This is a genomic window from Janthinobacterium sp. SUN026, assembly GCF_030397625.1.
GTDB classification, from domain to species: domain Bacteria; phylum Pseudomonadota; class Gammaproteobacteria; order Burkholderiales; family Burkholderiaceae_D; genus Janthinobacterium; species Janthinobacterium kumbetense.
Window position 1 is genome coordinate 593,235 of the sequence record NZ_JAPQNU010000001.1, and the last position, 24,926, is coordinate 618,160.

Consider the following 24,926-nt stretch of genomic DNA (forward strand, 5'->3'; position numbering starts at 1 on the left):
TACGCGTTTTTGTGATAGGGCGGCGCTTGCGCTGTGCGTTTGTGTTGTGGATCAGCGTGCCGGTGGCGTGGCATCGTCCTGCACCACCGTGATGGACAGGTCCGCGCCGGCGCCGGGCAGGCGCGCGCTTTCCACGGCGTGCACGGCGTGCTGCTGCAAGTCGGGTCGCTCGACGCCCTGCCCGGCGACGGGGGCTGCGGCGGGGGAGGGGGCCTGCCCGGAGACGATGGCGCGGCCGGCAAAGGCCAGTACCAGCACCAGCAGCGCGGCCATCACCCACGTTCCCGGGCGCGCATAGGCGGGGCGCTCCCGGCGGGCCTGGCGCGCGGCGCCATCGACGATGATGCGGCCCAGCTCCGAGCCGTGCTGGCGCGTGCGCAGTAGCTCGAATTGCTGCGCCGTCAAGGTGCCTTGCCGGAGCATCTCGCGCAGTGCGTCAATCGGCGAGGCGAGCAGGCGCTTCTCCGGCAAGCTGGCGTGGGCGGCATCGCGCTGCCACTGGTTGATCAGGTCTTCGTCGTACAGGGTGTTGATGGCCTGGCCGTTGACCAGCTTTAGCGCGTCGGCGGCCAATTGCTGGCGCTCGAGCAGGGCTTCGCCGTCATGCCGGCGCGGCAGGTCCTGTACGCGTCGCAGGAAGTCGTCCTGTGGCAGCAGGTCAGTGCGCAGCAGCCATGCCAGGGCCTCGGCGGGACCGGCGCCGGCGGCTAGTCGTGGCATGTCGACGTCGTCTTCCTCGTCCAGGGCGAGGATTTCCAGTTCGGCGATGGCGTCGTCGAGTTCATTGTCCGTGATCAGGCGGAGTTGGCGAACCTGAGCGAGGGCGGGATGAACGTGGCTGGTCATGGGCTGCAACTTTGTCTGAAAGGCAAAATCTTAGCGCAAGGTCCGTTTTCCCGGCGCGCCAATCAAAACAGGACCCAGGACCGGGGCGGATGCATTCCGCGCCGGCCCTGCCGTTTGCCGCCTGTGGCGTGCTTAGTGCTTCAGGCCGCGCCAGCCGATGTCGCGGCGGTACTGCGCGCCGTCGAAATGGATTTTTTCCACGGTTTCATACGCTTGTTTCTGCGCCATCTTGATGCTGTCGCCCAGGCCCACTACGCACAGCACGCGGCCGCCGTTGGTCACCAGGCGCTCGCCCTCGATGCGGGTGCCCGCATGGAAGGTGACGGAATCAGGCGTTTCGGCCGGGATGTCGCCGATGGAGGTGCCCTTGACGGGATCGTCCGGGTAGCCGGCGGCGGCCATCACCACGCCAACGGCCGTGCGGCGGTCCCATTCCAGTTCCACGGCGTCGAGCGTGCCGTTGACGGCGTGCTCCATGACGGTCACCAGGTCGGTCTTCAGGCGCGCCATGATGGGCTGCGTTTCCGGGTCGCCCATGCGGCAGTTGAATTCCAGGGTCTTCGGCGTGCCTTTGTCGTCGATCATCAGGCCCGCATACAGGAAGCCCGTGAACGTGATGCCGTCCTTGGCCATGCCCTGGATGGTCGGCACGATGATTTCGCGCATGACGCGCGCATGCATGGCCGGCGTGACGATGGGTGCCGGCGAATACGCGCCCATGCCGCCCGTGTTCGGGCCCTGGTCATGGTCTTTCAGGCGTTTGTGGTCCTGGCTGGTGGCCAGCGGCAGGATGTTCTTGCCGTCGCACATGACGATGAAGCTCGCTTCTTCGCCGGCGAGGAATTCCTCGATGACGATGCGCGCGCCGGCGTCGCCGAACTGGTTATCGGACAGCATCATGTCGACCGCCTGATGCGCTTCTTCCAGGGTCATGGCAACGACGACGCCCTTACCGGCGGCCAGGCCGTCGGCCTTGATGACGATCGGCGCGCCGATGGCGTCGACATAGGCGTGCGCGGGAGCGACGTCGGAGAAGGTCTGGTAAGCGGCTGTCGGGATGCCGTGGCGCTGCATGAAGGCCTTGGCGAAGTCCTTCGACGATTCCAGCTGTGCCGCTTCTTTCGTCGGGCCGAAGATTTTCAGGCCGCGCGAGCGGAACAGGTTGACGATGCCCGCTGCCAGCGGCACTTCCGGGCCGACGACCGTCAGGCCGATGTGTTCCTGTTGAACGAAGTCGGCCAGCAATTGCGGGTCGCTGATGTCGAGATTGACCAAGCGCGCATCGCGCGCGGTGCCGCCGTTGCCCGGCGCGACATACACCATCTGTATGCGTTCGGACTGGGCCAGTTTCCAGGCCAGGGCGTGTTCGCGGCCGCCAGAGCCGACTACCAGAATTTTCATAGGAACCGTTCGTTCAGTGTGGGTTGCAGGGCGGCAGTGCCGCCCTTGAGGTGTATAGCTTATTTTTGCTTAGTTTTCGATCAGGGCATTTGTAAACACTTCCTGCACGTCGTCCAGCAGCTCCAGCGCATCGATCAGCTTTTGCATCTTGATGGCGTCGTCGCCCGTGTAGACGGTTTCCGTCGCCGGTTTCATGATGACTTCGGCCACTTCGGCCTTGAAGCCGGCCGCTTCCAGCGCTTCCTTGACGGCGGCGAAATCATGCACGGGAGTGACCACTTCGAAGCCGCCCTCTTCATCGGCGATGACGTCGTCGGCGCCCGCTTCCAGGGCCGCTTCCATCAGCTTGTCTTCATCGGTGCCCGGCGCGAACAGCAACTGGCCGCAATGCTGGAACATGAAGGCGACGGAGCCTTCGTTGCCCATGTTGCCGCCGTTCTTGTTGAAGGCGTTGCGCACTTCAGCCACCGTGCGTACCTTGTTGTCGGTCATGCATTCGACGATGACGGCTGCGCCGCCCACGCCGTAGCCTTCGTAGCGCACTTCTTCGTAGTTGGCGCCATCGACGCCGCCGCTGCCGCGGTTGATCGCGCGCTGGACGTTGTCTTTTGGCATGTTCGCATCGGCCGCCTTGTCGACTGCCAGGCGCAGGCGCGGATTGGTGATGGCGTCGGCGCCGCCCATGCGGGCCGCGACCGTGATTTCCTTGATCAGGCGCGTCCAGATTTTGCCGCGCTTGGCATCGGTGGCAGCCTTTTTATGCTTGATATTGGCCCATTTGCTATGTCCTGCCATGTCGAATCTTCCTTAGACGGGTGTTCAATTGTGGCCGACATTTTAGCATATCGGCCCCCTGCGAAGCGGCGCGGCCCCGTCATCAGGATGACACAATCTGTTGCTAAAGTGACGCGCTTTCACCATATCGAGGGCGCGACATCATGGCAAGTCAAATGGACAGGCGGCAATTTCTGAAATTGGGCGGCTTTATTACCGTCTCCGTGGCCACTGTCGGCCTCGCCGCCTGCGGCAGCACCGATTACAGCGATCCTGGCGTGCCGCTGGCCTCGGGCAGCGACTGGAAATTCCCGCAAAGCGTGGCTTCGGGCGACCCGCGCGCCGACAGCGCCATGTTGTGGACGCGCGTCGTGCCAGCCAGTTTCGACGCCGTCGCGCCCGCCGTGGCCGGCAAGGAAGAGGTTGCCGTGCGCCTGATCGTCAGCGCCAGCGACAATACGGCCGCCCTGGGCGGCAATACGGCCCTGGCCGGCACGCCCATCGTCGATGCGAAATTGCCGCTGAAAGCCGATTTCGACAATACCGTGCGCCACAAGGTGACGGGCTTGCAGCCGGGTCAGGTGTATTTTTACCAATTCATCGCCGGCGACGTGCGCTCGAACGTGGGCCGCTTCAAGACGGCGCCCGCCGCGACCAGTGACGTTGCCCAGCTGCAATTTGCTTACCTGACGTGCCAGGACTGGAGCATTAACCACTGGGGGGCGCTGTCGCACATCGCCGCCAATGAATCGCTCGATTTTATCGTCCACCTGGGTGATTACATCTATGAAACGGTGGGCGAGGCCTTCCAGAGCGGCGCCGTGGAAAGCCGCCACGACCAGCTAAAATTGCCTGACGGCACGTATAAAAGTGGCACGTCCGGCGCCAAATACGCGACTACCGTGGCCGATTACCGCTACCTGTACAAGAAATACCGCACCGATGCGCGTCTGCAAGCCGTGCACGAGCGTTTTGCCTTCATCGCCATCTGGGATGACCATGAATTCACGGACGACGCCTGGCAGGATGCGTCCACCTATGAAGGCATCGTGGCGACCGACGGCAGCGACTTGCACCAGCCGGCGCGCCGCCGCAGCGCCAACCAGGCGTGGTTCGAATACATGCCGGCCGACGTTACGTTCGACGCGGCCGCGACGACCTTCCAGAATATCCAGATTTACCGCGATTTCCAGTTCGGCAAATTGATGCAGCTGGTGATGACGGACGAGCGCCTGTACCGCGCCGACCATGCGATCGCCGAGTCGACCATCAATCCCGCCACTGGCAAGCCGCTGGGCAGCATCGGCAGCCGCTACCTGGTGCCGCAAGCGCTGTTCGACAGCGTGGAAGGGCAGAAAATGGCGGCCGCCACCAAGGCCGGCGGCGATCCGCTGGCGGCAGTGGGCATGCTGGGCAGCACGCAGCGCGATTGGTGGAAGGGCAAGATGAAGGCGGCCACGTCCACTTGGAAGCTGTGGGGCAATGAAGTGTCGTTGCTGCGCATGGGCTTGAATGGCACGGATGCGATCGCCACCCTGCTGGCCCTGAGCGCCATGGCTAACGTGGGCAAAGCCATCGCCAGCACCCTTCCATTGGTGGGCGGCAGTGTGCCGCTGGCGTCCGCCATCGTGGCGGCCTCGACGGCAGGCGCATCGTCAAGCGTGGCGCAGGCCGCCGCCATGGCGATTGCTGGCGCAGCAGCGAACGCCGGCGCGCAGGGCGCCGCTGCCGTGGGCGCCGGTTTGAGCGCGGCCCAGTCCGGCATCACGGTGGCTGCCTACAACAGCGGCTCGCCGGCCGCCGCCGCGCAAGTGATCGCCTTCGGCTGGATCAAGCCCGACGTGCAAGCCAAGGGGGCCGCATCGAGCTTTGTCGCCGCTTCCGGCCAGCAAGCGGCGCTGACGCCATTCTTCACGCGCTTCCTGCTCAATTGTGACCAGTGGGATGGCTACAACAGCGAGCGCAAGAACCTGATGGCGCACCTGAAAACCAATGCCATCGGCAACGTGGTGGCCATCACGGGCGATATCCACTCGTTTTTTGCGGGCACGGTCAGCGACGATTTCGACGCGGCCGGCGGCGGCACTCCCGTCATGGTGGACCTGGTGTCGGCCGGCGTCAGCTCCGATTCCTTCTTCAGCTACCTGAAGTCGGCGGCCGGCAGCATGGGCGACATCGGTACTTTGGTCAGCTATCCGCTGGCCATCCCCGTCACGGGCCTGGGCACGGTGAACCTCGACGTCAACCTGCTCGACTACACCATGGGCAAGGCGGCGCCCACCGTCGACAGCCTGCTGGAGCAATTGCGCGTGCAATTGCGCGGCGCCCTGGCTGCCAAGGGTGTGCCGGAAGCCCAGCTGGACGCGACTGTCGCTGCCGTGCAGGCTGGCTTGAAAGCGAGCACTGACTTCAGTGTAACCCTGCTGGGCCTGGCGCAGCAATTATCCGGCCTGGGCAACAACCCATGGATCAAGCATTTGAACACGGATGCGCAGGGTTACACGGTGGTCACCTTGACGCCGGGCAAGCTGGTGGCGCAGTTCAAGCAGGTGAATAAACTGGTCGGTACGGCGGCGCCGTCGAACGTGATTGCGCGCGTGACGACGGCGACGGTGACGGCAGGTGCGGCGGCGGTGGTGGTCTCTTAATCCGCCGCCGGTTTTATTCGGGGCCAGACGGGGACGCCGAGTCCCGCCGGGTCTGGCCCCGGCTTTTGCCTTACAATCTGGGCATGAGCTCCAGTTCCCCGCAAGCATCCCCTTCATCGATTCCCCGTTCCGTCTACCTTGGTGGCCTGGCCATCGCCGTGGGCGGGGCGGTACTGTTTTCCACCAAGGCCATCGTCGCCAAGCTGCTGTACCGCTACCAGATCGACGCCGTCACCCTGATCGCCTTCAGGATGATCTTTTCGCTGCCCGTGTTCGCCGTCATCGCTTGCTGGAAGATGCGCACGGAGCCGCCGCTGTCAAACAGCGACCGTTGGCGCCTCGTCGGGCTGGGCCTCGTTGGCTACTACCTGTCCAGCTATCTGGATTTCCTGGGCCTGCAATACATTTCCGTGGGGCTGGAGCGCCTGATCCTGTTCCTTACGCCTACATTCGTGCTCCTGATTACCACCGTGTACTTCAAGCAGCGCATCAGCCGCCTGCAGTGGCTTGCCCTGTTCACCTCATACTGCGGCATCGTGCTGGTGTTCGTGCACGACTTGCAGGGCGGCGCCAGCAACGTGGCGATGGGCTCGACTCTGGTGCTGGGCTCGGCCTGTGCCTACGCCGTGTACCTGCTCGGTTCGGGCGAGCTGGTGAAGCGCATCGGCTCGATGCGCCTCGTCAGCTATGCCATGTGCGTGGCCAGCTTTGCCTGCATCGCCCAATTCTTCATCCTGCGCCCCGTCGAGCTGTTGATCCAGCCCATGCCCGTGTACGGCTTGTCTTTGCTCAATGGCATCTTTTGCACGGTGATGCCCGTCTTCATGACGATGATCGCCGTCGAGCGCATCGGCGCGCCCGTCGCTTCGCAGGCCGGCATGATAGGCCCCGTGTCGACCCTGTTCCTGGGCGCCATGATCCTCGATGAACCGATCACCAACTGGCAACTGGCTGGCACCAGCCTGGTATTGGCCGGCATTTACTTGCTGTCGAAAAAGAAATAATTCCTCCACCCACTGAAAATGTCCCCACCATGAAAACACGCATCGCCCTGATTGCCCACGACAAGAAAAAAGATGACATGATTACCTTGGCGGGGGAATACTTGGATTTTCTCAAGGGCTGTGAACTGTCGGCCACGGGCACCACGGGCGGCCGCCTGATCAATGAGCTGGGCCTGGCGGTCGAGCGCAAGCATTCCGGCCCGTTCGGCGGCGACTTGCAGATCGGCTCGCTGCTGGTGGAAGGCTTGATCGATTGCGTGATCTTCCTGCGCGACCCGATGACGCCGCAGCCGCACGAGCCGGACATCAATGCCCTGGTGCGCGCCTGCGACGTGCACAACGTGGCGTGCGCAACCAATCTGTCGTCGGCGCACCTGGTGCTGTCGCAATTGCAGGCGCGGGCCAGCGCTGCCGCCTGACGTTTTCCCGATTCTTCTTCAAGGAGCATATTGTGAGCGCAACGATTACCACCAAAGCCATCCGCGTACAGCGCGTGGGCGGCCCGGACGTGATGGAATATGTGGATGTGGAACTGCCGCCGCCGGGTCCCGGCGAGGCGCGCGTCAAGCACGAGGCCATCGGCCTCAATTTCATCGATGTGTATTTCCGCACGGGCTTGTACCCGCAGCCGCTGCCCAATGGCCTCGGTGTCGAGGGGGCGGGCATCGTCGAGGCGGTGGGCGAGGGTGTCACGGAAGTGAAGGTGGGCGACCGGGTGGCGTATGCGGCGCGCATCAATGGCGCGTATGCGCAGCAGCGCAACTTGCCGGCGGCCCTGCTGCTGGTGTTGCCCGAGCGCATAGGCTTCGATACGGCCGCCGCCATGATGCTGCAAGGCTTGACGGTGCAATACCTGTTTCACCGCACGGTGGCCCTGAAGGCGGGCGATACCATTTTGTTCCACGCGGCCGCGGGCGGCGTGGGCCTGATCGCCTGCCAATGGGCGAAAGTGCTGGGCGTGAACCTGATCGGCACGGCCGGTTCCGATGAAAAGGCGGCGCTGGCCAAGGCGCACGGCGCGGCCCATGTCATCAATTACAACACGGAAAACTTCGTCGAGCGCGTGCGCGAGATCACGGGCGGCAAGGGCGTCTCCGTCGTCTACGATTCCATCGGCAAGGACACGTTCACGGGTTCGCTCGACTGCCTGGCGCCGCTGGGCATGATGGTCAGCTTCGGCAACGCGTCCGGTCCCGTGCCGGCCTTCACTTTGAGCGAACTGGCATCGCGCGGCTCGCTCTTCATCACGCGTCCGGCCCTGTTCAGCTATGCCTCGAACCGCGCGAATCTGGAAGAGATGGCAACCTCGCTGTTCGGCGTCGTCAGCAGCGGCGAAGTGCAGATCGAGATCAATCAGCGCTACGGCCTGGCCCATATCGCCCAGGCGCATACGGACCTGGAAGGGCGCAAGACGACCGGTTCGACCATCATCGTGCCATGAGCGGCGGCAATGATGGCACGCCGAAGTTCGGCCGCCTGTTGATCGTGCTGTTATTGGCCGTGGCCCTGATCGGCGCGCTGACCTTTGCCGCCGAAGCGTATTATTCGTAGACATAAAAAAACCGGCTTGCGCATCGCTGCACAAGCCGGTTTTTTTAGTGTTGCCAGGTAATTACTCTACCTTGACTTCCACTTTACGGGGCACGCCGCTCTGGCCGGGGAAGTCGGCAAAGGCGCTGGCGACCATGGCGGGCATCACCTGCGACGTGGCGCGCTTGTTGCTGGTCGATTGCACGGTCACGTCATAGAGTTTCTTGCCGTTGCGGTCATTGATCGTCACGCGCAATTCGCGTTCGTATTTATGGCGCACGCTTTCTTCCACGTCCATCGGGCCATACCAGTAGGGGTTATAGCCAAAGCGACTGTAGCCTGGCCAGGCGCCGTAGCGGTAGCCGTAGCGGCCAGGCCAGTAGCCGGGGCCATACCAGAATGGGTCGGACGCTTGCAGCACGCGTTCAGGGTAGTCGACGGTGGAAAACTGCATCGCCACGCGCAAATTGGCTGCCGCAGGGCCGGACGCTTCGCCGAAACCGTGTTTGGCCAGTTCCGCGCGCACCAGGTTCTGGTAGCTGCGGTACTCCAGCGTGTCGTCTTCGGCCGCCGGCGCTTCAAATGCATACGATTTGTCCTGCAATTGCGCAGGCCACTCATGGAATACGGTCACATCGCTGCGTATGGTGGTGGCGCATCCGGTGAGCAACACGGTCAATGCGGCCATCATGATGGTGAGATATCGTTTCATTGCATGACCTCCTGATTAGTAGACGCAATTCATCGCTTAGTATTATAAGAATAGTTCTATTTGTTTCTATTCATTATTACAGAATGTTACCTGACATGTCTGCGTGTAAGGGAATCCAACATTCCTGGCCTGAATCGCGACTATCGGGGGGCTGGTGTTGGTAAAATAGGCTTTTGCCTCCGCTCCCACCCAAATCCCTATGCGCACAGACAGCCCTCAGACGATTTACCGCAAAGATTACACGCCGCCCAGCTTCCTGGTTGACAGCGTCGAACTTGGTTTCGATCTCGATCCCGCCCGCACAGTGGTGGCGAGCCGGATTCAAATGCGCCATAACCCGGCCAGCACCAGCCGCAGCATCGAATTGCACGGCGAACACATCGAACTGGTGCTGGTGCGCCTGAATGGCAAGGTATTGAAGCCGTCGCAGTACAAGTTGACGGCCGGCATGCTGACCATCCCCAAGGCCCCGGACGAGGTGACGCTCGATATCGAAACCGTGCTGGCGCCGCAGGACAATACCTCGCTGTCCGGCCTTTACGTATCGAACCATAATTTCTTCACGCAGTGCGAAGCGGAAGGCTTCCGCCGCATCACCTTCTTCCCTGACCGCCCGGATGTGATGGCCAAGTACACGGTCATGCTGCGCGCCGACAAGGACAAGTACCCGGTGCTGTTGTCGAACGGCAACCTGATCGAAGAGGGCGACCTCGGCGATGGCCGCCATTACGCCAAGTGGGAAGACCCGTTCAAGAAGCCGTCCTACCTGTTCGCCCTGGTGGCGGCGCGCCTGGTATGCCAGGAAGAGCGCTATACCCTGAAGTCGGGCCGAGAAGTGCTGCTGCAGGTATGGGTGGAAGACGGCAACCTCGACAAAACCGACTACGCCATGCAGTCGCTGAAAAATTCGATCCGCTGGGACGAGGAGCGTTTCGGCCTGGAACTTGACCTGGACCGCTTCATGATCGTCGCCGTGGGCGATTTCAACATGGGCGCCATGGAAAACAAGGGGCTGAACATCTTCAACACCAAGTATGTGCTGGCCAATGCGCGCGTGGCAACCGACGTCGATTACGCGGGCATCGAAGCGGTGGTGGGCCACGAATACTTCCATAACTGGACCGGCAACCGCGTGACGTGTCGCGACTGGTTCCAGCTGTCGCTGAAGGAAGGCTTGACGGTGTTCCGCGACCAGGAGTTCTCGGCCGACATGATCGGTACGGACACGGGCCGCGCCGTCACGCGCATCGACCAGGTGCGCACCCTGCGCCAGGCGCAGTTCCCCGAAGACGCGGGCCCGATGGCCCATCCCGTGCGTCCCGATTCTTTCGTCGAGATCAATAATTTTTATACGGTCACGATCTACGAGAAGGGCGCCGAAGTGGTGCGCATGTACCAGACCCTGGTGGGCCGCGACGGCTTCCGCAAGGGCATGGACCTGTATTTTGAACGCCACGATGGCCAGGCCGTGCAGTGCGACGACTTTCGCGCCGCCATGGCCGATGCGAATGGCCGCGATTTTAGCCAGTTCGAGCGCTGGTACAGCCAGGCGGGTACGCCCATCGTCACGGCATCCACGCGCTACGATGCGGCCAGCCAGACGTTCGAGCTGACCCTGGCGCAAAGCTGCCCCGCCACGCCGGGCCAGCCAAAAAAACTGCCTTTCCATATTCCCGTCACTGTCGGCTTGCTGGCCGTCGATGGCCGCGACCTGCCGCTGCACGTCGATGGCGTCGCGTCGAACGGCGCTGCCAGCGTCGTGCTGGAATTGACGCAAGCGTCGCAGACTTTCCGCTTCACGAATGTGACGGAGTTGCCCGTGCCGTCGCTGCTGCGCGACTTTTCCGCGCCCGTGGTGCTGGAATACGATTACACGGACGCAGAATTGCTGCACCTGTTCCGCCACGACAGCGACCCGGTCAACCGCTGGGAAGCGGGCCAGCGCCTGGCCATGGAGCGCCTGCTGAAACTGACTGGCGCCGTCGCCGCCGGCGAGCCCCTGGCGCTGGACGACACCTTCATCGAAGCGCAACGCGCCTTGCTTTCCGACGAAACGCTCGATCCTGCCTTCCGTGAGCTGGCCCTGATCCTGCCGTCGGAAACCATCATCGCCGAGCGCATGGCGCAAGTCGACCCGCAAGCGATCCACGCGGCGCGCCAGTTCATGCGCCGCACCATCGCGGCGGCCCTGAAGCCGGAATTGCTGGCGCAATACCACGCCAACCAGACGCCGGGCGAGTACAGTCCGGACGCCCTGTCGGCGGGCAAGCGCGCGCTGAAAAACCTGGCCCTGTCCTATCTGCTGATCGCGCCGGACGCGCAAGAACTGGCCTTGGCGCAGCAGCAGTTCGACAGCGCCGGCAACATGACGGACCGCGCGGCAGCGCTGGGCGCCCTGATCCATTCGGGTTCGCCATCGCATGCGCAGGTGGCGCTGGCCAGTTTCTATGCCGACTTCGAGAACGAAGCGCTGGTGGTCGACAAGTGGTTCGCCATGCAGGCGGCCGCGCCAACGACCGATGTGCAAGCCGTGCGCCAGCTGATGACGCATCCGGCCTTCACCCTGAAGAATCCGAACCGCGCGCGCAGCCTGATCTTCAATTTCACGAATGGCAATCCGTCGCAGTTCCATGCGGCTGACGGCAGCGGCTACGCTTTCTGGGCCGAGCAAGTCATCGCGCTCGACGCCCTGAACCCGCAAGTGGCAGCCCGCCTGGCGCGTTCCATGGACCGCTGGCGCCGTTACGTGCCCGCGCTGCAAAGCCACATGCGCGACGCGCTGGAAAAAGTTGCCGGCCAGGCCAGCTTGTCGAATGATGTGATGGAAGTCGTTTCCAAGGCATTGGCCAATTAACACCGTAAAAAATTTATCAAAAAGCTATTAAAACAGAGGGATTTCATGAAACGCATCAGTCTTACGCAATACCTGGTTGAAGAGCAGCGCTCGAACAACAGCATTCCGGCCGAACTGCGCCTGCTGATCGAAGTCGTCGCGCGCGCCTGTAAAACCATCAGCCACGCCGTCAGCAAGGGCGCGCTGGGTGAGGTGCTGGGCACGGCCGACACGGAAAACGTGCAGGGTGAAGTGCAGAAAAAGCTCGACATCATCTCCAACGAGATTTTGCTGGAAGCGAATGAATGGGGCGGCCACTTGGCGGCCATGGCGTCGGAAGAAATGGAATCGATTCACCCGATCCCGAACCGCTATCCGAAGGGCGAATACATGCTGCTGTTCGACCCATTGGATGGCTCGTCGAACATCGACGTCAACGTCTCCATCGGCACCATTTTCTCGGTGCTGAAGGCACCGGAAGGCATGGGCGAGCCGACGGAGCAGGACTTCATGCAAGCCGGCAGCAAGCAAGTGGCGGCCGGCTACGCCGTGTATGGTCCGCAAACCATGCTGGTGCTGACCTTCGGCAATGGCGTGAACTGCTTCACCCTGGACCGCGAGATGGGTTCGTGGGTTCTCACGCAAAGCAATATGCAGATTCCGCCGACGACGAAGGAATTCGCCATCAATATGTCGAACGCGCGCCACTGGCATCCGCCCGTGAAACGCTATGTCGACGAACTGCTGGCCGGCGACACGGGCCCGCGCGGCACCAATTTCAATATGCGCTGGATCGCCTCGATGGTGGCCGACGTGCACCGCATCCTGAACCGCGGCGGCATCTTCATGTACCCGGCCGACCTGCGCGACACGTCGATGCCTGGCAAGCTGCGCCTGATGTACGAAGCGAACCCGATGGCTTTCATCGTGGAGCAAGCCGGCGGCGCCGCCACCGATGGTCAGCAGCGCATCATGGACATCGCCCCGCACAAGCTGCACCAGCGCGTGCCCGTCTTCCTCGGCTCGAAAGACGAAGTGGCCCGCGTCACCGCTTACCACGCGGAGTAAAAGCCGCACTTTTCTACGATTTTCAGCGGCCTGCAGCCGGGCCGCTAAAAAAATGCAAAAAAGTTCGCGTTGACACTAGCAAATTTTGTGCATTGTTTGTAGAATGTGGGTCTTCGCCGTTGTAGCTCAGTTGGTAGAGCAGCACATTCGTAATGTGAAGGTCGCCAGTTCGATTCCGGCCAACGGCACCAAGTTTCATCAGAAAACCCGCTTGCTTGCAAAAGTCAGCGGGTTTTTTGTTGTCCTCGATTTCAGCGGCATGGCATGCAGCCTGCTGTGATCAGGGGGCACAGCATCTGGACGGCGTCTGTCGCCATCACCTTGCCGCGCACTCGAACCCCGGCGTGGTGCTTTGCCTGGATACGCGGTCTGCAGATTACAATATGGCATTGTCTTTCATATCAACGGAACCTTGCCCATGCCCGACAAAATCTACCAGTACCTGACCTCGCCCGGTGTGGACGATGGCGATACGCCACCCGTGGTCGATCTCGATCTTTACTTTGCGGGCAATGCCGACGAAGAGTCGATCGCGCCGAACCAGTGGGGCTATGGCCGCCCGCCGATTGCGCGGCTGTATGACATGTTCCGCGAGATCGCCGCCAGGCCGGACGTGGAAAAGGTGCTGGTCGGCTTGCACCAGGACTGGTGCGACTATGGCCAGGCGGACGTGGACGCGAAATGCTTCCCGCCGGCGGAAAACGTGCACATCTTCACGTCCGCACGCCAGGACGAGGTGGAGGGCTGGATCGCCGGCATGGAAGCCGACGGCGTCATTCCTGGCTGGCCTTATGGCAAGCCCGCCAACGCTCCTGATCCTTCGGAGGGCTATGCCGTGCTGTCAGTCTGCTGGGACTGAGCGCCGCTCAGAAAGTGTGCCTTATCCCAGTGCCATGCCCGACAAGGTGGCGCCCTTTGTTTCTGCATCGCGTCCCAGGCTGTTGATGGCAAAGTCGGCGATGCCGTGGCGGTCGTTGGCCAGACGGGAGCCGTACGCGAACAGGCTGGCGTGCGCGGCGCGCAAGTCACCTCGTCCAGGGTAGCGGGCGGCGCTTGAACACGGGCCAAAAGATCAGATGGAGCAGAGGCACTGGCCGAAGGACGGGGGCGGCGGCCGGCCACATGGCTTACCATGCAGGCATCGGCGCCGGGGCGCTTCCCTGGCGCGTTTTTCGTTTTTTAGTGCATTGCACGGTATCAGGAGTCATTCGATGGATCAGCCACCACATAGCCGCTTGTTCGGCACCAGCCTGGGATTTTTAGCGGGGTATGTCGATACCCTGGGTTTCATTGCCCTGTTTGGCCTGTTTACGGCCCATGTCACGGGTAACTTCGTGCTGATCGGCGCCGCCTTGGCGGATGCATCGCGCGCGTCCATCCTGTTGAAGTTTCTCGCTTTCCCCGCCTTTATCGCCGGCGTCGCCGTCACGCGCCTGATGGTGCTGGCCGTGGAGCGCCGCGCCGGCCCGTCACTGACCCTGGCGATGCTGCTGCAGTGGGCCTTGCTGGCCGGCTTCATGGTGTTTGGCTGCCTGGCCGAACCGATCGGCAAGGATGTCAGTTCCATGGCCATGGCGGCCGGTTTGCTGGGCACGGCCGCCATGGGTGTGCACAGCGCCACCAGCCGGCTGCTGCTGGCGCATCTGGCGCCCACTTCCATGATGACGGGTAACGTGACGCAGATCGTCATCGACACCGTCGACGTGCTGCGCGGCGCGGCCGATGGCGCTACCCATGCGCGCTGCGGGAAGTTCTTCTGGCCGCTGCTGGCCTTTGCCCTGGGCGCCATCGCTGCCGCCTTTGCCTACCTGGCTTTCGGTTTCGTGGCGCTGGCCGTGCCCCTGATTTTGCTGGGGGCCCTGATCGTAGTGCAGCAGCGTAGCGGGCGACCGGCCGTGCCTGCGGCTTGAGCGCGGCCTTGCGCGGCGCGCCGCGCCGTCACCCTGTATTGCGCCCTGTTCGCGGAAATCCTCTGCCCGCTGCTGGTCGCCGCCGGTTTGCTGACGCGCCTGGCCTGCCTGCCCCTGCTGGGCGTGTCGATGCTGCTCGTGCACCCGGACTGGAGCATCGCAGACGGCCAGTTCGGCTGGTTGCTGATCATCGTCTTCGGCACGATTGCCATCGGCGGCGCGGGCAAGTATTCGGTGGATGCGCGGTTGCGCCGTTAAATGACGAATTCCCGCCGCACGGCAGGCTTGTGCGCCAGCAGCAGCGATAATTTCTTCAATGCGCTGGCCAGGCGCGCGCGGTCGCGGATGCTGCCCAGCGAGATGCGGATGGCGTTCGGCGGGCGGTTGTCGTAGAAGGCGTCGGACGCCGTGACGGCCACGCCCTGGGCGCGGGCGGTGGCGGCCAGTTCGCGCGAGGTCCAGTAGCCGGGCAGCGAAAACCACACGTGGATGCCATCGCTGCGCGGGTGAGTGGCGCCCGTCAGGATGGTGCGGATGACGTCCTGGCGCGCATCGGCTTCGCTGCGTATGCCGGCCAGCAGCGCGTGCGCGGAGCCGTCGTGTATCCATTGCGTCGTCAGCGCCGTCGTCACGGGCGTGGCCATCAGGCTGAAAGAGCGCAGGGCGTCCAGGAAGCGTTCGCGCAGCTGCGTGTCGGCGATCAAGGTATAGGCCATGCGCAGGCCCGGCGCCAGGCATTTCGACAGGGTGGCGATGTAGGACACGTGGGCGGGCGCGTAATGCGCCAGGGGCGGCGGCGCATCGGACGCCAGCAGCCAGTACGGGTCATCCTCGATGATGTGCATGCCGCAGCGCTGGGCCACTTGCGTGATGGCCAGGCGGCGCGCGGCCGGCATGGTGTGCGCCGTGGGATTCTGCAGGGTGGGATTCAGATACACGAGGCTCGCGCGGTGCTTGCGGCCGGCTTTTTCCAGCGCTTCGGGCAGCATGCCGTCCGCATCCGTTTCCACGGCGACGGCCTTGCGGTTCAGCTGCCCCGCCGCCGAGCGCAAGCCCGGATACACGGCCGGCTCCGTCAAGATGGCGTCGCCGGGCCGGCTCAGGGTCAAAATCAGCGCCGCCAGCGCCGCCTGCGCGCCGGGGCAGGCGACGACGTGTTCTCCATCGACGTTGCCGAACATGGGCGCGAGCCAGGCGGCGCCCGCCGCGCGGTCGGCCTTGCTGCCGCCGCCCAGGTGATAACTCATCAACATATCGCTGTCCGTGCGCATCAGTACCTGCGCCACGCCCTGTTTCAGCAGGTCGTCGAAATCCACGCCCACGGGCGGCGGCGGGATGTTCATGCTCAGGTCCAGCATCTGCGTCAATTCCACCTTCGGCGCCGCCACGTAGGTGCCGCGCGCGCCGTGCCCTTCCAGCAGGTTGCGGCGCTTGGCTTCGTCGTAGGCGCGCGTCACGGTCGTCAGGTCGACCTGGAACAGGGCGGCCAGGCTGCGCTGCGGCGGCAAACGGTCGCCCGGGCGCAGGCTGCCGCCGGACAGCGCGCGCTCGAGCATGTCGGCGATCTGCAGGTAGCGCGGACCGCCGTGCTGCACGAACGGCGTGACCCACGCGCTTGCATGGTCATCTTTTTGTATGGATTTAGACGGAGGCATTTGTCTTGATGTATGTATTTTAGTGCATGCATTATGCGTAAAATATGCATAAAAATCCATGCATTTGTATGGGGCCGGCTTTCTCGTCGGGCCGACCATGCATCAGGCAGCGTTACTCCCCGCCCGCCGCACCAGGCCGGCGGGGATTGTTATTTCTGGCAGGCATTTAAGTCTGGCCTTCAAGGTGTGGCAGCGCACGGTGGCGCATGGCAGGCGCGGTTAAGGTAGTGCCAACAGCTTGCTGCTGATCCAGAGTTTGATATGGCTCAGCCCGGCAGCGTTTAGCCGCTTCTTTTTCCCAGAAGCGAGGAGAATCATGATTCGGTCACGGCATCGAGCATGGTTGAAATTATTCACTGTTAAAGGAAACCATCATGAACGCGATTGAAAAAACCAGCTCCGATATCAACGGTACCGCCCAGGATACCCGCCAGGACTTGCACCGCACCATCGACAAGGTGGCAAGCCAGGCCCAGCCCCTGGCCGACAAGATGGCCACGCGCGCCCACGACGGCGTGGACCTGGTGGGCGACCGCATCGACCAGGTCGGCGACAGCGTCAGCAAGGCTTCCGAACGCCTGATGGCGCGCGGCAAGCAATTGGGCGCCGCCTGCCAGCGCGCCGGCGAGACGGGCCGCGAGTACGTGCGCGAACGGCCGGCCGTATCCCTGCTGATTGCGGCAGCGGCCGGGTATGGCCTGTCGAAATTGCTGGGTTCGCGTAAATAAGTTTTACGCCTTCCTGGTCGGTATTTGTTGTGGGCGCTGTTCCCTTCGCCGTGATGGCGGAGGAAGCAGCGCCCACGCGCATAAGGTAGTAGCTAGTAGCAGGCCGTAAAGGAGAGTGAAGATGCGCTCCATTTTGTTGTGGTTGATCGGTGTACCTATTCCCATCATTGTTTGATTGCCCTGTTCGTGCGCTGAATGAGGGAGTTGTAGCGTTCTCCCGGGGCAGACTACTCACAGGAGATGTAATGGCTACCAACAAGAAAACGCCGTCCACGGACGGTGCTGGTTCCGTATTGAGCAGCATGTCCGGCCCATCCGACAGCAATGCGCCGGACAGCCTGGGGGCGGACAATGAGCTGACCCGCGCGCTGCTGCAAAAGACGACCGCCGGCCAGCAGCTGTCCGCCGCCATGGCCGTCAATCCCAAGGAGGAGGGCCAGTATGGCGAGGCGGCGCGCACGCCGGCCGAAGGCGTGCATGTGGCAACCGGCGAAGCGCTGGCCACGGCCAGCACCACGGGCGAAACGCTAGCTTCTCCGAAGACGGGCGATGGCCAGCCCGCGCTGGGCGAGAATGCGTTGAATAATTCGCTGGATCACGCCCGCAGCGACGACAGTGGCTGCGTGCTGACGACCAACCAGGGCGTGCCCGTGGGCGACAACCAGAATTCGCTGAAGGCGGGCTTGCGCGGCCCCACCCTGATGGAAGATTTCATCCTGCGCGAAAAGCTCACGCACTTCGACCATGAGCGCATCCCCGAGCGCGTCGTGCATGCGCGCGGCTCGGCCGCCCACGGCTATTTCGAATGCTACAAGGAGCAAAGCAGGCACACGCGCGCCGCGCCGTTCGCCAAGGCGGGCAAACGCACGCCCGTCTTCGTGCGTTTTTCCACGGTGGCCGGCGAACGCGGTTCTACCGATACGGCGCGCGACGTGCGCGGCTTCGCCGTGAAGTTTTATACGGACGAGGGCAACTGGGACCTAGTCGGCAATAACATCCCCGTCTTCTTCATCCAGGATGCGATGAAGTTCCCCGACCTGATCCACGCCGTCAAGCCCGAGCCGCACAACGGCATGCCGCAGGCGGCCAGCGCGCACGACACCTTCTGGGACTTCGCCTCGCTGTCGCCGGAAATCACGCACATGCTGATGTGGGCCATGTCGGACCGCGCCATCCCACGCAGTTTCCGCATGATGCAGGGCTTCGGCGTGCATACCTTCCGCCTCGTGAATGCGAAGGGCCAGTCCGTCTTCTGCAAATTCCACTGGTCGCCCATGGCTGGCACGCACTCGCTCGTATGGGACGAAGCCGTCAAACTGAGCGGCGCCGATTCCGACTTCCACCGGCGCGACCTGTGGGAAGCCATCGAGTGCGGCGAGTATCCCGAATACGAGCTGTCCTTCCAGCTCTTCACGGAAGCGCAGGCCGAAGCGTTCCCCTTCGATGTGCTCGACCCCACCAAGCTGATTCCCGAAGAACTCGTGCCGCTGGTCCCCGTCGGGAAGATGGTCTTGAACCGCAATCCCGATAATTTTTTCGCCGAGACGGAGCAGGTGGCGTTCTGCACGGCGCACATCGTGCCCGGCATCGATTTCAGCAACGACCCGCTGCTGCAGGGGCGCATCCACTCCTACGTCGACACGCAGATCACGCGCCTGGGCGGCGCCAATTTCCATGAAATCCCCATCAACTCGCCGCTGGCGCCGTTGCACAACAACCAGCGTGACGGCATCCACCGCCAGGCCATCAACCGGGGCCGGGTCGCGTATGAACCCAATTCCCTGGCGGGCGGCTGTCCGTTCCAGGCGGGCGCGAAAGGCTTCAACAGCTTTCCCGCCGCGACCGAAGGCGACAAGGTGCGCGGCAAGCCCGAGAAGTTCGCCGAGCACTTCGGCCAGGCGCGCCTGTTCTGGATCAGCCAGACGCCCGTCGAACAGGACCATATCGTGCATGCGTTCCGCTTTGAACTGAGCAAGGTGCAGACGGTGGCCATCCGCCAGCGCATCGTTGCCATGCTGCGCAATGTCGACGAGACCCTGGCGCAGCGCCTGGCCGATGGCCTGGGGCTGGCGCTGCCGCCCGTCATGCCGCGCGCCTCCATGCTGCCGATCCCCACGTATCCGCCGTCGCCGGCCCTGTCGCTCTTTTTCCGCCCCGGCAAGACGGGCATCCATACCCTGCGCGTGGCCATCCTGGTGGGGCCGGGCAGCGATGGCGCGCAGGTGCGCAATATCTATGCCTCGCTGCTGGCCGATGGTGCCGTGCCGCGCCTGGTGGGCAGCCACCTGGGGAAAGTCGACACCAGCGGCGGCGCGCCGCTCGACGTGGAAATCTCGCTCGAGACGGGACCGTCCGTGCTGTTTGACGCCGTCGTGCTGCCGGACGGCCAGGGCGCCGTGCAGCAGCTGGGCGGCGACGCCAACGCGCTCGACTTCCTGCGCCTGCAATACCGCCACTGCAAGCCCATGCTGGCTGTCGGCGCGGGCAAGGACTTGCTGGACAAGGCGGGCGTGCCGGTGACATTGCCCGATGGCAAGCCTGATCCCGCCATCATCGTCGCGCCGTCCGGCGACGTGGTGAAAGCCGTGGCGGCCTTCAAGAAGGCGCTGGCCGCGCACCGGGCGTTTGCGCGCGAGACGGACCCGCCGCGGGTGTGAGTGGCGGCATCGGCACGGGGGCCGGATCCGCCGGCCCCGTTGCATACGCTGTTTGCGCGGCATGCGCAACGCCATGCAACAATGTAAACAATAAAAACGTCCTGCGGTGATATGCTGCTGACTAGAACTGTTCATTTGCAACTATTTATATAACGGCAGCAAGGAACGGCTTCAGCAAACCGGATCGCGATTACCGCATGGACAAGTACACACCTCGCACCTGGGGGCCGGGCGAACGCCCGACCTTGCCCGGGTCGCCATCGATGCCCGAACATTCGACGCCCAAGCGTGTCGCGTACTTCATCGTCGGCCTGATCGTCGCGCTGACGGGGGGGCTGGGCAACGGCCTGGTGACGGCCAATCTGCTGAACCTGCAAGGTTCGCTGGCCGCCTATGCCTACCAGATGCAGTGGCTGCCGGCCGCCTACGTGATGACCATCGTCTCCATGAATCTGCTGCTGGTGAAGTTCCGCCAGCAGTTCGGCCTGCGCCTGTTCACGGAAGCGTTCCTGGTGCTGTATGCGCTCGTCACCTTCGCCCACCTGTATGCGAATACCTTGCCGTCGGCGATCGCCGTGCGCGCCGCGCATGGCATGGTGGGCGGCGCGCTGGGCGTGCTGGGCCTGTACTACACCTTGCAGGCGTTTCCCGCGCGGCACCGCCTGAAAGGCGTGGTGCTGGGCCTGGGTTTTGCCCAATTGGCGCTGCCGCTGGCGCGCATCTTCACTTCCGAACTGCTGCAGATCGGCGAATGGCACGGCCTGTACCTGTTCGAGCTGGGACTGGCCCTGCTGGCGCTGGGCTGCGTGCTGGCCCTGAAACTGCCGCCCGGCGACAGGGTGCAGACGTTCGAGCCGCTCGATTTCCTCACCTTCATCCTGTTCGCGCCCGGCGTGGCCTTGCTGTGCGCCGTGCTGGCGCAGGGGCGCACGGCGTGGTGGATGGAATCGGAATGGGTGGGCGTGTGCCTGGCATGCTCCATCGTGCTGATCGCCGCCTCGCTGGCCATCGAGCATAACCGCGCGCGCCCGCTGCTCAATACGCGCTGGCTCACCACGGGCAAGATCGCCAAGCTGTTCTTGTCCGTGCTGCTGTTTCGCATCGTGCTGTCCGAATCGACGGGAGCCGTGGGCTTCCTGCAGGCGCTGGGCTTGAACACGGACCAGATGCAGAACCTGTTCATCGTGGTGCTGCTGGGCAGCGTGGCGGGCCTGGTGGTCAGCGCGCTGACGATCAATCCGGCCACCCTGAACCGCTCGCTGATGTTTGCGCTGTTGCTGATCGCCGCCGGCGCCCTGATCGACGCACACGCCACCAGCCAGACGCGCCCCGTCAACATGTATGTCAGCCAGTTCCTGCTGGCCTTTGGCGGCACGTATTTTCTCGGCCCCACCATGGTGGCCGGCATGGGCGCCGTGATCGCCGAACCGCGCAACCTGGTGAGCTTTTCCGTGATGTTTACCATGACGCAGAACCTGGGCGGCTTGCTCGGCTCGGCCATCGTTGGCACCATCCAGACGGCGCGCGAAAAATACCATTCCAGCTACCTGGTCGAGCACCTCACCCTGCTCGACCCGCAGGTGGCCGCGCGCGTGCAGTCCGGCGCCGCAAGCTACGGCGGCGTGCTGACGGATCCTGCCTTGCGCAGCGCCCAGGGCGTGGCGCGGCTGGGCGCCATCGCCACGCGCGAAGCCAATGTGCTGGCCTATAACGACGTCTTCTTGATGATCGCCGGCGTCGCCATCGCCACCCTGATCTGGATGCTGGTCAGCCAATCCTGGACCCGCATCACCACCGGCGCGCGTCGCCTGGTCGGCCCCGTGCGCGATGCGCAGACGGCCATGGCCATCGTCCCCATTACCAATTCGGAACCGAGCAATGACAGAAAATAACAATCCGCCACCAGCATCGACGGCGCCAGCAGCCGCACCCGCCGCCCCCTCCACGGCGCAGCCGGACCGGCGCCACCAGTGGCTGTCCGCGCTGGCCTTTGCCGCCGTGGCCCTGGTGGGCGTGCTGATCGTGCTGTACGCGTGGCGGCTGCCGCCGTTCACCAGCCCCGTCGTGACGACGGAAAACGCCACCGTGCGCGGGCAGGTGACGATCATCGGCACGCAGCTGTCCGGCTATGTGGTGGAAGTGACGGTGCAGGATTTCATGGACGTCAAGGAAGGCCAGCTGCTGGTGCGCATCGACGACCGCATCTACCAGCAGCGCTACGAGCAGGCACAGGCCCAGCTGGCGGCGCAGCAGGCGGCGCTGTCGAACTGGGCGCAGCAAAAGGCCAGCGCGCAGGCGGGCATTTCCGTCAGCGAGGCGGCGCTGGCCAATGCGGAAGCGCAGGCGCGCAAGGCCAGCGCCGACCTCAATCGCGTGGAACAATTGGTGGCCGACGGTTCCCTGTCGCAGCGCGAACACGACCAGTCGCGCGCCACGCAGGCGCAGATGGCGGCCGCGCTGGCGCAGGCGCGCGCCAATCTCGACATCGCCCAGCAAAGCGTGCATTCCGTGGTGGTCAACAAGCAGGCCCTGGAAGCGGCCGTGGCGAATGCGCAGGCGGCCGTCAAGGCGGCGAAGATCGATCTCGATAACACGCGCATCGTGGCCCCTTCCGACGGCCAGCTGGGCCAGGTGACGGTGCGCCAGGGTGCATACGTGAATTCGGGTGCGCAGCTGATGGCGCTGGTGCCGCGCCAGATGTGGGTGATCGCCAATTTCAAGGAAACGCAGATGAACGGCGTGCAGGAAGGGCAGAGCGCCACCTTCCACGTCGACGCTCTCGACGGCGCCGTGCTGACGGGCCAGGTGGAGCGCATCTCGCCGGCCACCGGTTCCGAGTTTTCCGTGCTGCCGGCCGATAACGCGACTGGCAATTACCTCAAGATCGCCCAGCGCATTCCCGTGCGCATCCGCATCGACGCGGGGCAGGCGAATGCGCGCCGGCTCGTGCCCGGCATGTCGGTGGTGGTCAGCGTCGACACGTCCGCCGTGCTGAACGACTCGGCGGACAATCCGGCGCCGCCGCCAGCGCCGAAGAAGGCCAAGCCATGAAGCGCCATGTCCTGCTGATGGCCGGCGCGCTGGCGCTGGCCGGCTGCGCCGCCACCGCGCCGCCGCAGCCGCCATCGGCATTGCAGCTGCCGTCCGGCTGGCGCGCGCAGGGGGCCGGTGCGCCGGTGCTCATTGCCGCCTCCGATGGCGCGCAGGTGGAGCCGCTGTGGTGGCAAGCGTTCGGCGATCCGGTCTTGAGCGACCTGGTGGGCGAGGCGCTGGCGCGCAACGGCGACTTGCGCGTGGCGCGTGCCCGCGTGCAGGAATACCGCGCGCGCCTGGCGCAGGCCGACGCGAACCGCGCGCCCAACCTGGCCTTCGACGGCTCGCCCACGCGCACGCGCACCCTGGCGTCCAGCGGTAAACCGTATGTGACGAATGTCTTCCAGGCCGAACTGCAGGCCAGCTATGAAATCGACGTGTGGGGCCGGCTGGCCAATCTGAGCGATGCAGCCGGCGAGAGTTACCGCGCCGAACAGGCCAGCCTCGATGCGGCAGCCCTGTCGATCGCCGCCAGTGTGGCGACGAGTTACCTGAATCTGCGGGGGCTCGACGCGCAGCTGGCGCTCACGCAATCGACGCTGCAGCTGCGCGAACAGTCGCGCGAGCTGGCGCGCAAGCAGTTCGAGGTGGGCTACAGCTCGCGGCTGGAATGGCTGCAGGCGCAATCGGAATACCATGCGGCGGCCGAGCAGGTGCCGCAGCTGCAGCGGCAGATCTTTGAACAGGAAAACGCGCTGGCCGTCCTCGTCGGCGGCAATCCCGGCCCCATCGCGCGCGGCTTGCCGCTGGCCGAACTGGCGGCGCCGGGCGTGCCTGCCGGCCTGCCGTCCGAATTGCTGCGCCGGCGGCCCGACATCGCGCGCGCGGAACACAACCTGGCGGCCGCCAACGCCAGCCTGGCCGCCACGCGCGACCAGCTGCTGCCCTCGTTCAAGCTGACGGCCGTCGGCGGCGGGCAAGCCACGACGCTCACGGATTTCCTGCATGCGCCCACGGCCCTGTGGCGGCTGACTGCGCTGGCGGCCGGTCCCCTGTTCGATGGCGGGCGCGTGCAGGCGCAGACGGATGCGGCAGGCGCGCAGCGCGACCAGCTCGCGTACACCTATGAAAACGTGGTGCGCAATGCCTTCGCCGAAACGGAGAACAGCCTGGGCGCCATCTACCGCCTGCAGCAGCAGGTCGTGGAAAACGACGCGCGCCGCGCCACGGCGGCGGACACCCTGCGCATCGCGCATAACCGCTACCGCAATGGCTATGCCTCGTACCTGGAAGAGCTGGACGCCCAGCGTACCCTGTACAGCGCCGACGTGGGTCTGCTGCAACTGAAGACGCGCCTCCTCGTCGCCTCCGTCGACCTGTACCGGGCAATGGGCGGCGGCTGGGCGGCAACGGCCCGCCCTTAACGCCAGTCCTGGCCAGTCCCGGCCAGTCCTGGCAGGGGATGGATTCCGCTGCCGGGACAAGCGCCTGCTCCCTCCTGTCGCAGCATCCGGGTTTTTTGCCAGGATGCAGGCGCCCCGGTAAGGTCTTGCCGCCCTTTCCCAAAACTCCCCTGCTTTTCCCCTGTCCGCGGCGGCGCGTTGCCGATTTTCTTTGTTGTATTTTGACGACATAATTTTCACGGCGATATGCACAAAAAATTTCCACATGGAATTCTTTTGTGTTTTTTAGCGTGCAGCGCTTGTGATACCAATAAACATTGTCATTTGAATTATTTTTAGTATCACATGGGAAACACTTTTATTTTTGATATGTTCGGTAGCGTACATACTGGCATATAGAGCGGAATTGGCATCTTTACCTTCTTTTTCTGCCATTTTCAGGGCTGGATGCAAAAAAAAGCAGTCGTAGTACCAATTTTTAAAAATAACAAAATAGACACACTTATTTGCACAAAGGCAAGTGCATTTGAGGAGCTTTTGTACTTTCTTGTCTATTCTCAATTGATTAATCATTTAATATTTTTATTGCTTGTGAAGCATTAAAAAATGCACCAGAATGTCGCAAACCATCAATGTTGTCATAAATTACACATTGAATATTTGTTGACTTTCGTGCCGCCTTGCCATGTCCGCAGGGTGAAAAAGCAGGCCGTTCGCTGTTTTT

21 protein-coding genes and 1 tRNA gene are annotated in these 24,926 nt (G+C 63.5%); 16 read left to right on the forward strand and 6 right to left on the reverse strand.

Features of this window, described 5'->3' with window-relative positions:
• Positions 1-51 precede the first annotated feature (51 nt).
• From OX459_RS02800 to OX459_RS02810, 3 genes are all read right to left on the reverse strand, one after another.
• Positions 52-846, reverse strand: a complete 795-nt coding sequence (locus tag OX459_RS02800; protein WP_289903727.1) for a hypothetical protein — start codon at positions 844-846, stop codon at positions 52-54.
• Positions 847-978: 132 nt separating this feature from the next.
• Complete coding sequence (gene purD, locus OX459_RS02805; protein WP_289903728.1) at positions 979-2,247, reverse strand: phosphoribosylamine--glycine ligase; 1,269 nt, start codon at positions 2,245-2,247, stop codon at positions 979-981.
• 69 nt (positions 2,248-2,316) lie between these two features.
• A complete protein-coding gene (locus tag OX459_RS02810; RefSeq protein WP_077408206.1) occupies positions 2,317-3,042 on the reverse strand; it encodes a YebC/PmpR family DNA-binding transcriptional regulator in 726 nt (241 codons plus the stop codon).
• Positions 3,043-3,197: 155 nt separating this feature from the next.
• Between OX459_RS02810 and OX459_RS02815 the strand changes: the two genes are divergently transcribed.
• From OX459_RS02815 to OX459_RS02830, 4 genes are all read left to right on the forward strand, one after another.
• Positions 3,198-5,669, forward strand: coding sequence for an alkaline phosphatase D family protein (locus OX459_RS02815; RefSeq protein ID WP_289903729.1), 2,472 nt, complete (start codon positions 3,198-3,200; stop codon positions 5,667-5,669).
• A gap of 83 nt (positions 5,670-5,752) precedes the next feature.
• Complete coding sequence (locus OX459_RS02820; protein WP_289903731.1) at positions 5,753-6,673, forward strand: EamA family transporter; 921 nt, start codon at positions 5,753-5,755, stop codon at positions 6,671-6,673.
• A 29-nt stretch (positions 6,674-6,702) separates the two neighbouring features.
• Entirely contained in the window at positions 6,703-7,092 is a 390-nt protein-coding gene (locus OX459_RS02825) for a methylglyoxal synthase (protein WP_034786684.1), read from the forward strand.
• A gap of 92 nt (positions 7,093-7,184) precedes the next feature.
• Complete coding sequence (locus OX459_RS02830) at positions 7,185-8,114, forward strand: quinone oxidoreductase (protein ID WP_251350740.1); 930 nt, start codon at positions 7,185-7,187, stop codon at positions 8,112-8,114.
• Positions 8,115-8,285: 171 nt separating this feature from the next.
• Here the strand turns inward: OX459_RS02830 and OX459_RS02835 are convergent, their stop codons facing one another.
• Positions 8,286-8,915, reverse strand: a complete 630-nt coding sequence (locus tag OX459_RS02835) for a DUF4136 domain-containing protein (RefSeq protein WP_289903733.1) — start codon at positions 8,913-8,915, stop codon at positions 8,286-8,288.
• A gap of 199 nt (positions 8,916-9,114) precedes the next feature.
• On the opposite strand from OX459_RS02835, the gene pepN reads away from it, so the two are divergent.
• From pepN to OX459_RS02860, 5 genes are all read left to right on the forward strand, one after another.
• A complete protein-coding gene (gene pepN, locus OX459_RS02840; protein WP_289903735.1) occupies positions 9,115-11,769 on the forward strand; it encodes an aminopeptidase N in 2,655 nt (884 codons plus the stop codon).
• Between the two features lie 45 nt (positions 11,770-11,814).
• Complete coding sequence (locus OX459_RS02845; RefSeq protein ID WP_077408194.1) at positions 11,815-12,816, forward strand: class 1 fructose-bisphosphatase; 1,002 nt, start codon at positions 11,815-11,817, stop codon at positions 12,814-12,816.
• Between the two features lie 115 nt (positions 12,817-12,931).
• A tRNA-Thr gene (locus OX459_RS02850) sits at positions 12,932-13,007 on the forward strand.
• Entirely contained in the window at positions 12,971-13,096 is a 126-nt protein-coding gene (locus OX459_RS02855) for a hypothetical protein (RefSeq protein WP_289903736.1), read from the forward strand. The genes OX459_RS02850 and OX459_RS02855 overlap by 37 nt, the downstream gene beginning before the upstream one ends.
• 138 nt (positions 13,097-13,234) lie before the next feature.
• Positions 13,235-13,675: a hypothetical protein gene (locus tag OX459_RS02860; protein WP_289903737.1), complete on the forward strand. Its 441-nt coding sequence runs from the start codon at positions 13,235-13,237 to the stop codon at positions 13,673-13,675.
• Positions 13,676-13,696: 21 nt separating this feature from the next.
• Here OX459_RS02860 and OX459_RS02865 read toward each other — a convergent pair whose 3' ends face one another.
• Positions 13,697-13,840, reverse strand: coding sequence for a hypothetical protein (locus OX459_RS02865; protein ID WP_289903738.1), 144 nt, complete (start codon positions 13,838-13,840; stop codon positions 13,697-13,699).
• A gap of 187 nt (positions 13,841-14,027) precedes the next feature.
• Here OX459_RS02865 and OX459_RS02870 point away from each other — a divergent pair, with 187 nt between their 5' ends.
• Together OX459_RS02870 and OX459_RS02875 are read left to right on the forward strand one after the other, a co-directional pair.
• Positions 14,028-14,726 (forward strand): YoaK family protein, encoded by a 699-nt coding sequence (locus OX459_RS02870; protein ID WP_289903741.1) that lies wholly within the window; start codon positions 14,028-14,030, stop codon positions 14,724-14,726.
• A 33-nt stretch (positions 14,727-14,759) separates the two neighbouring features.
• Positions 14,760-14,984: a DoxX family protein gene (locus OX459_RS02875; RefSeq protein WP_354669656.1), complete on the forward strand. Its 225-nt coding sequence runs from the start codon at positions 14,760-14,762 to the stop codon at positions 14,982-14,984.
• Here OX459_RS02875 and OX459_RS02880 read toward each other — a convergent pair.
• The gene (locus tag OX459_RS02880) at positions 14,981-16,381 is read right to left on the reverse strand and encodes a PLP-dependent aminotransferase family protein (protein ID WP_289903742.1); all 1,401 of its coding nucleotides are present in this window, start codon (positions 16,379-16,381) and stop codon (positions 14,981-14,983) included. The two genes, OX459_RS02875 and OX459_RS02880, sit on opposite strands and share 4 nt — an antisense overlap.
• A gap of 374 nt (positions 16,382-16,755) precedes the next feature.
• On the opposite strand from OX459_RS02880, the gene OX459_RS02885 reads away from it, so the two are divergent.
• The 5 genes from OX459_RS02885 to OX459_RS02905 all read left to right on the forward strand — a co-directional run bounded on the left by OX459_RS02885 (position 16,756) and on the right by OX459_RS02905 (position 24,223).
• Entirely contained in the window at positions 16,756-17,109 is a 354-nt protein-coding gene (locus OX459_RS02885) for a hypothetical protein (protein WP_289903743.1), read from the forward strand.
• Between the two features lie 245 nt (positions 17,110-17,354).
• Positions 17,355-19,766 (forward strand): catalase, encoded by a 2,412-nt coding sequence (locus OX459_RS02890; protein ID WP_289903744.1) that lies wholly within the window; start codon positions 17,355-17,357, stop codon positions 19,764-19,766.
• A gap of 197 nt (positions 19,767-19,963) precedes the next feature.
• Complete coding sequence (locus OX459_RS02895; RefSeq protein WP_289903745.1) at positions 19,964-21,658, forward strand: MFS transporter; 1,695 nt, start codon at positions 19,964-19,966, stop codon at positions 21,656-21,658.
• Positions 21,645-22,817 (forward strand): HlyD family secretion protein, encoded by a 1,173-nt coding sequence (locus tag OX459_RS02900; RefSeq protein ID WP_289903747.1) that lies wholly within the window; start codon positions 21,645-21,647, stop codon positions 22,815-22,817. Before OX459_RS02895 ends, OX459_RS02900 begins: the two co-directional genes overlap by 14 nt.
• The gene (locus OX459_RS02905; RefSeq protein WP_289903749.1) at positions 22,814-24,223 is read left to right on the forward strand and encodes an efflux transporter outer membrane subunit; all 1,410 of its coding nucleotides are present in this window, start codon (positions 22,814-22,816) and stop codon (positions 24,221-24,223) included. Before OX459_RS02900 ends, OX459_RS02905 begins: the two co-directional genes overlap by 4 nt.
• Positions 24,224-24,926 lie beyond the last annotated feature (703 nt).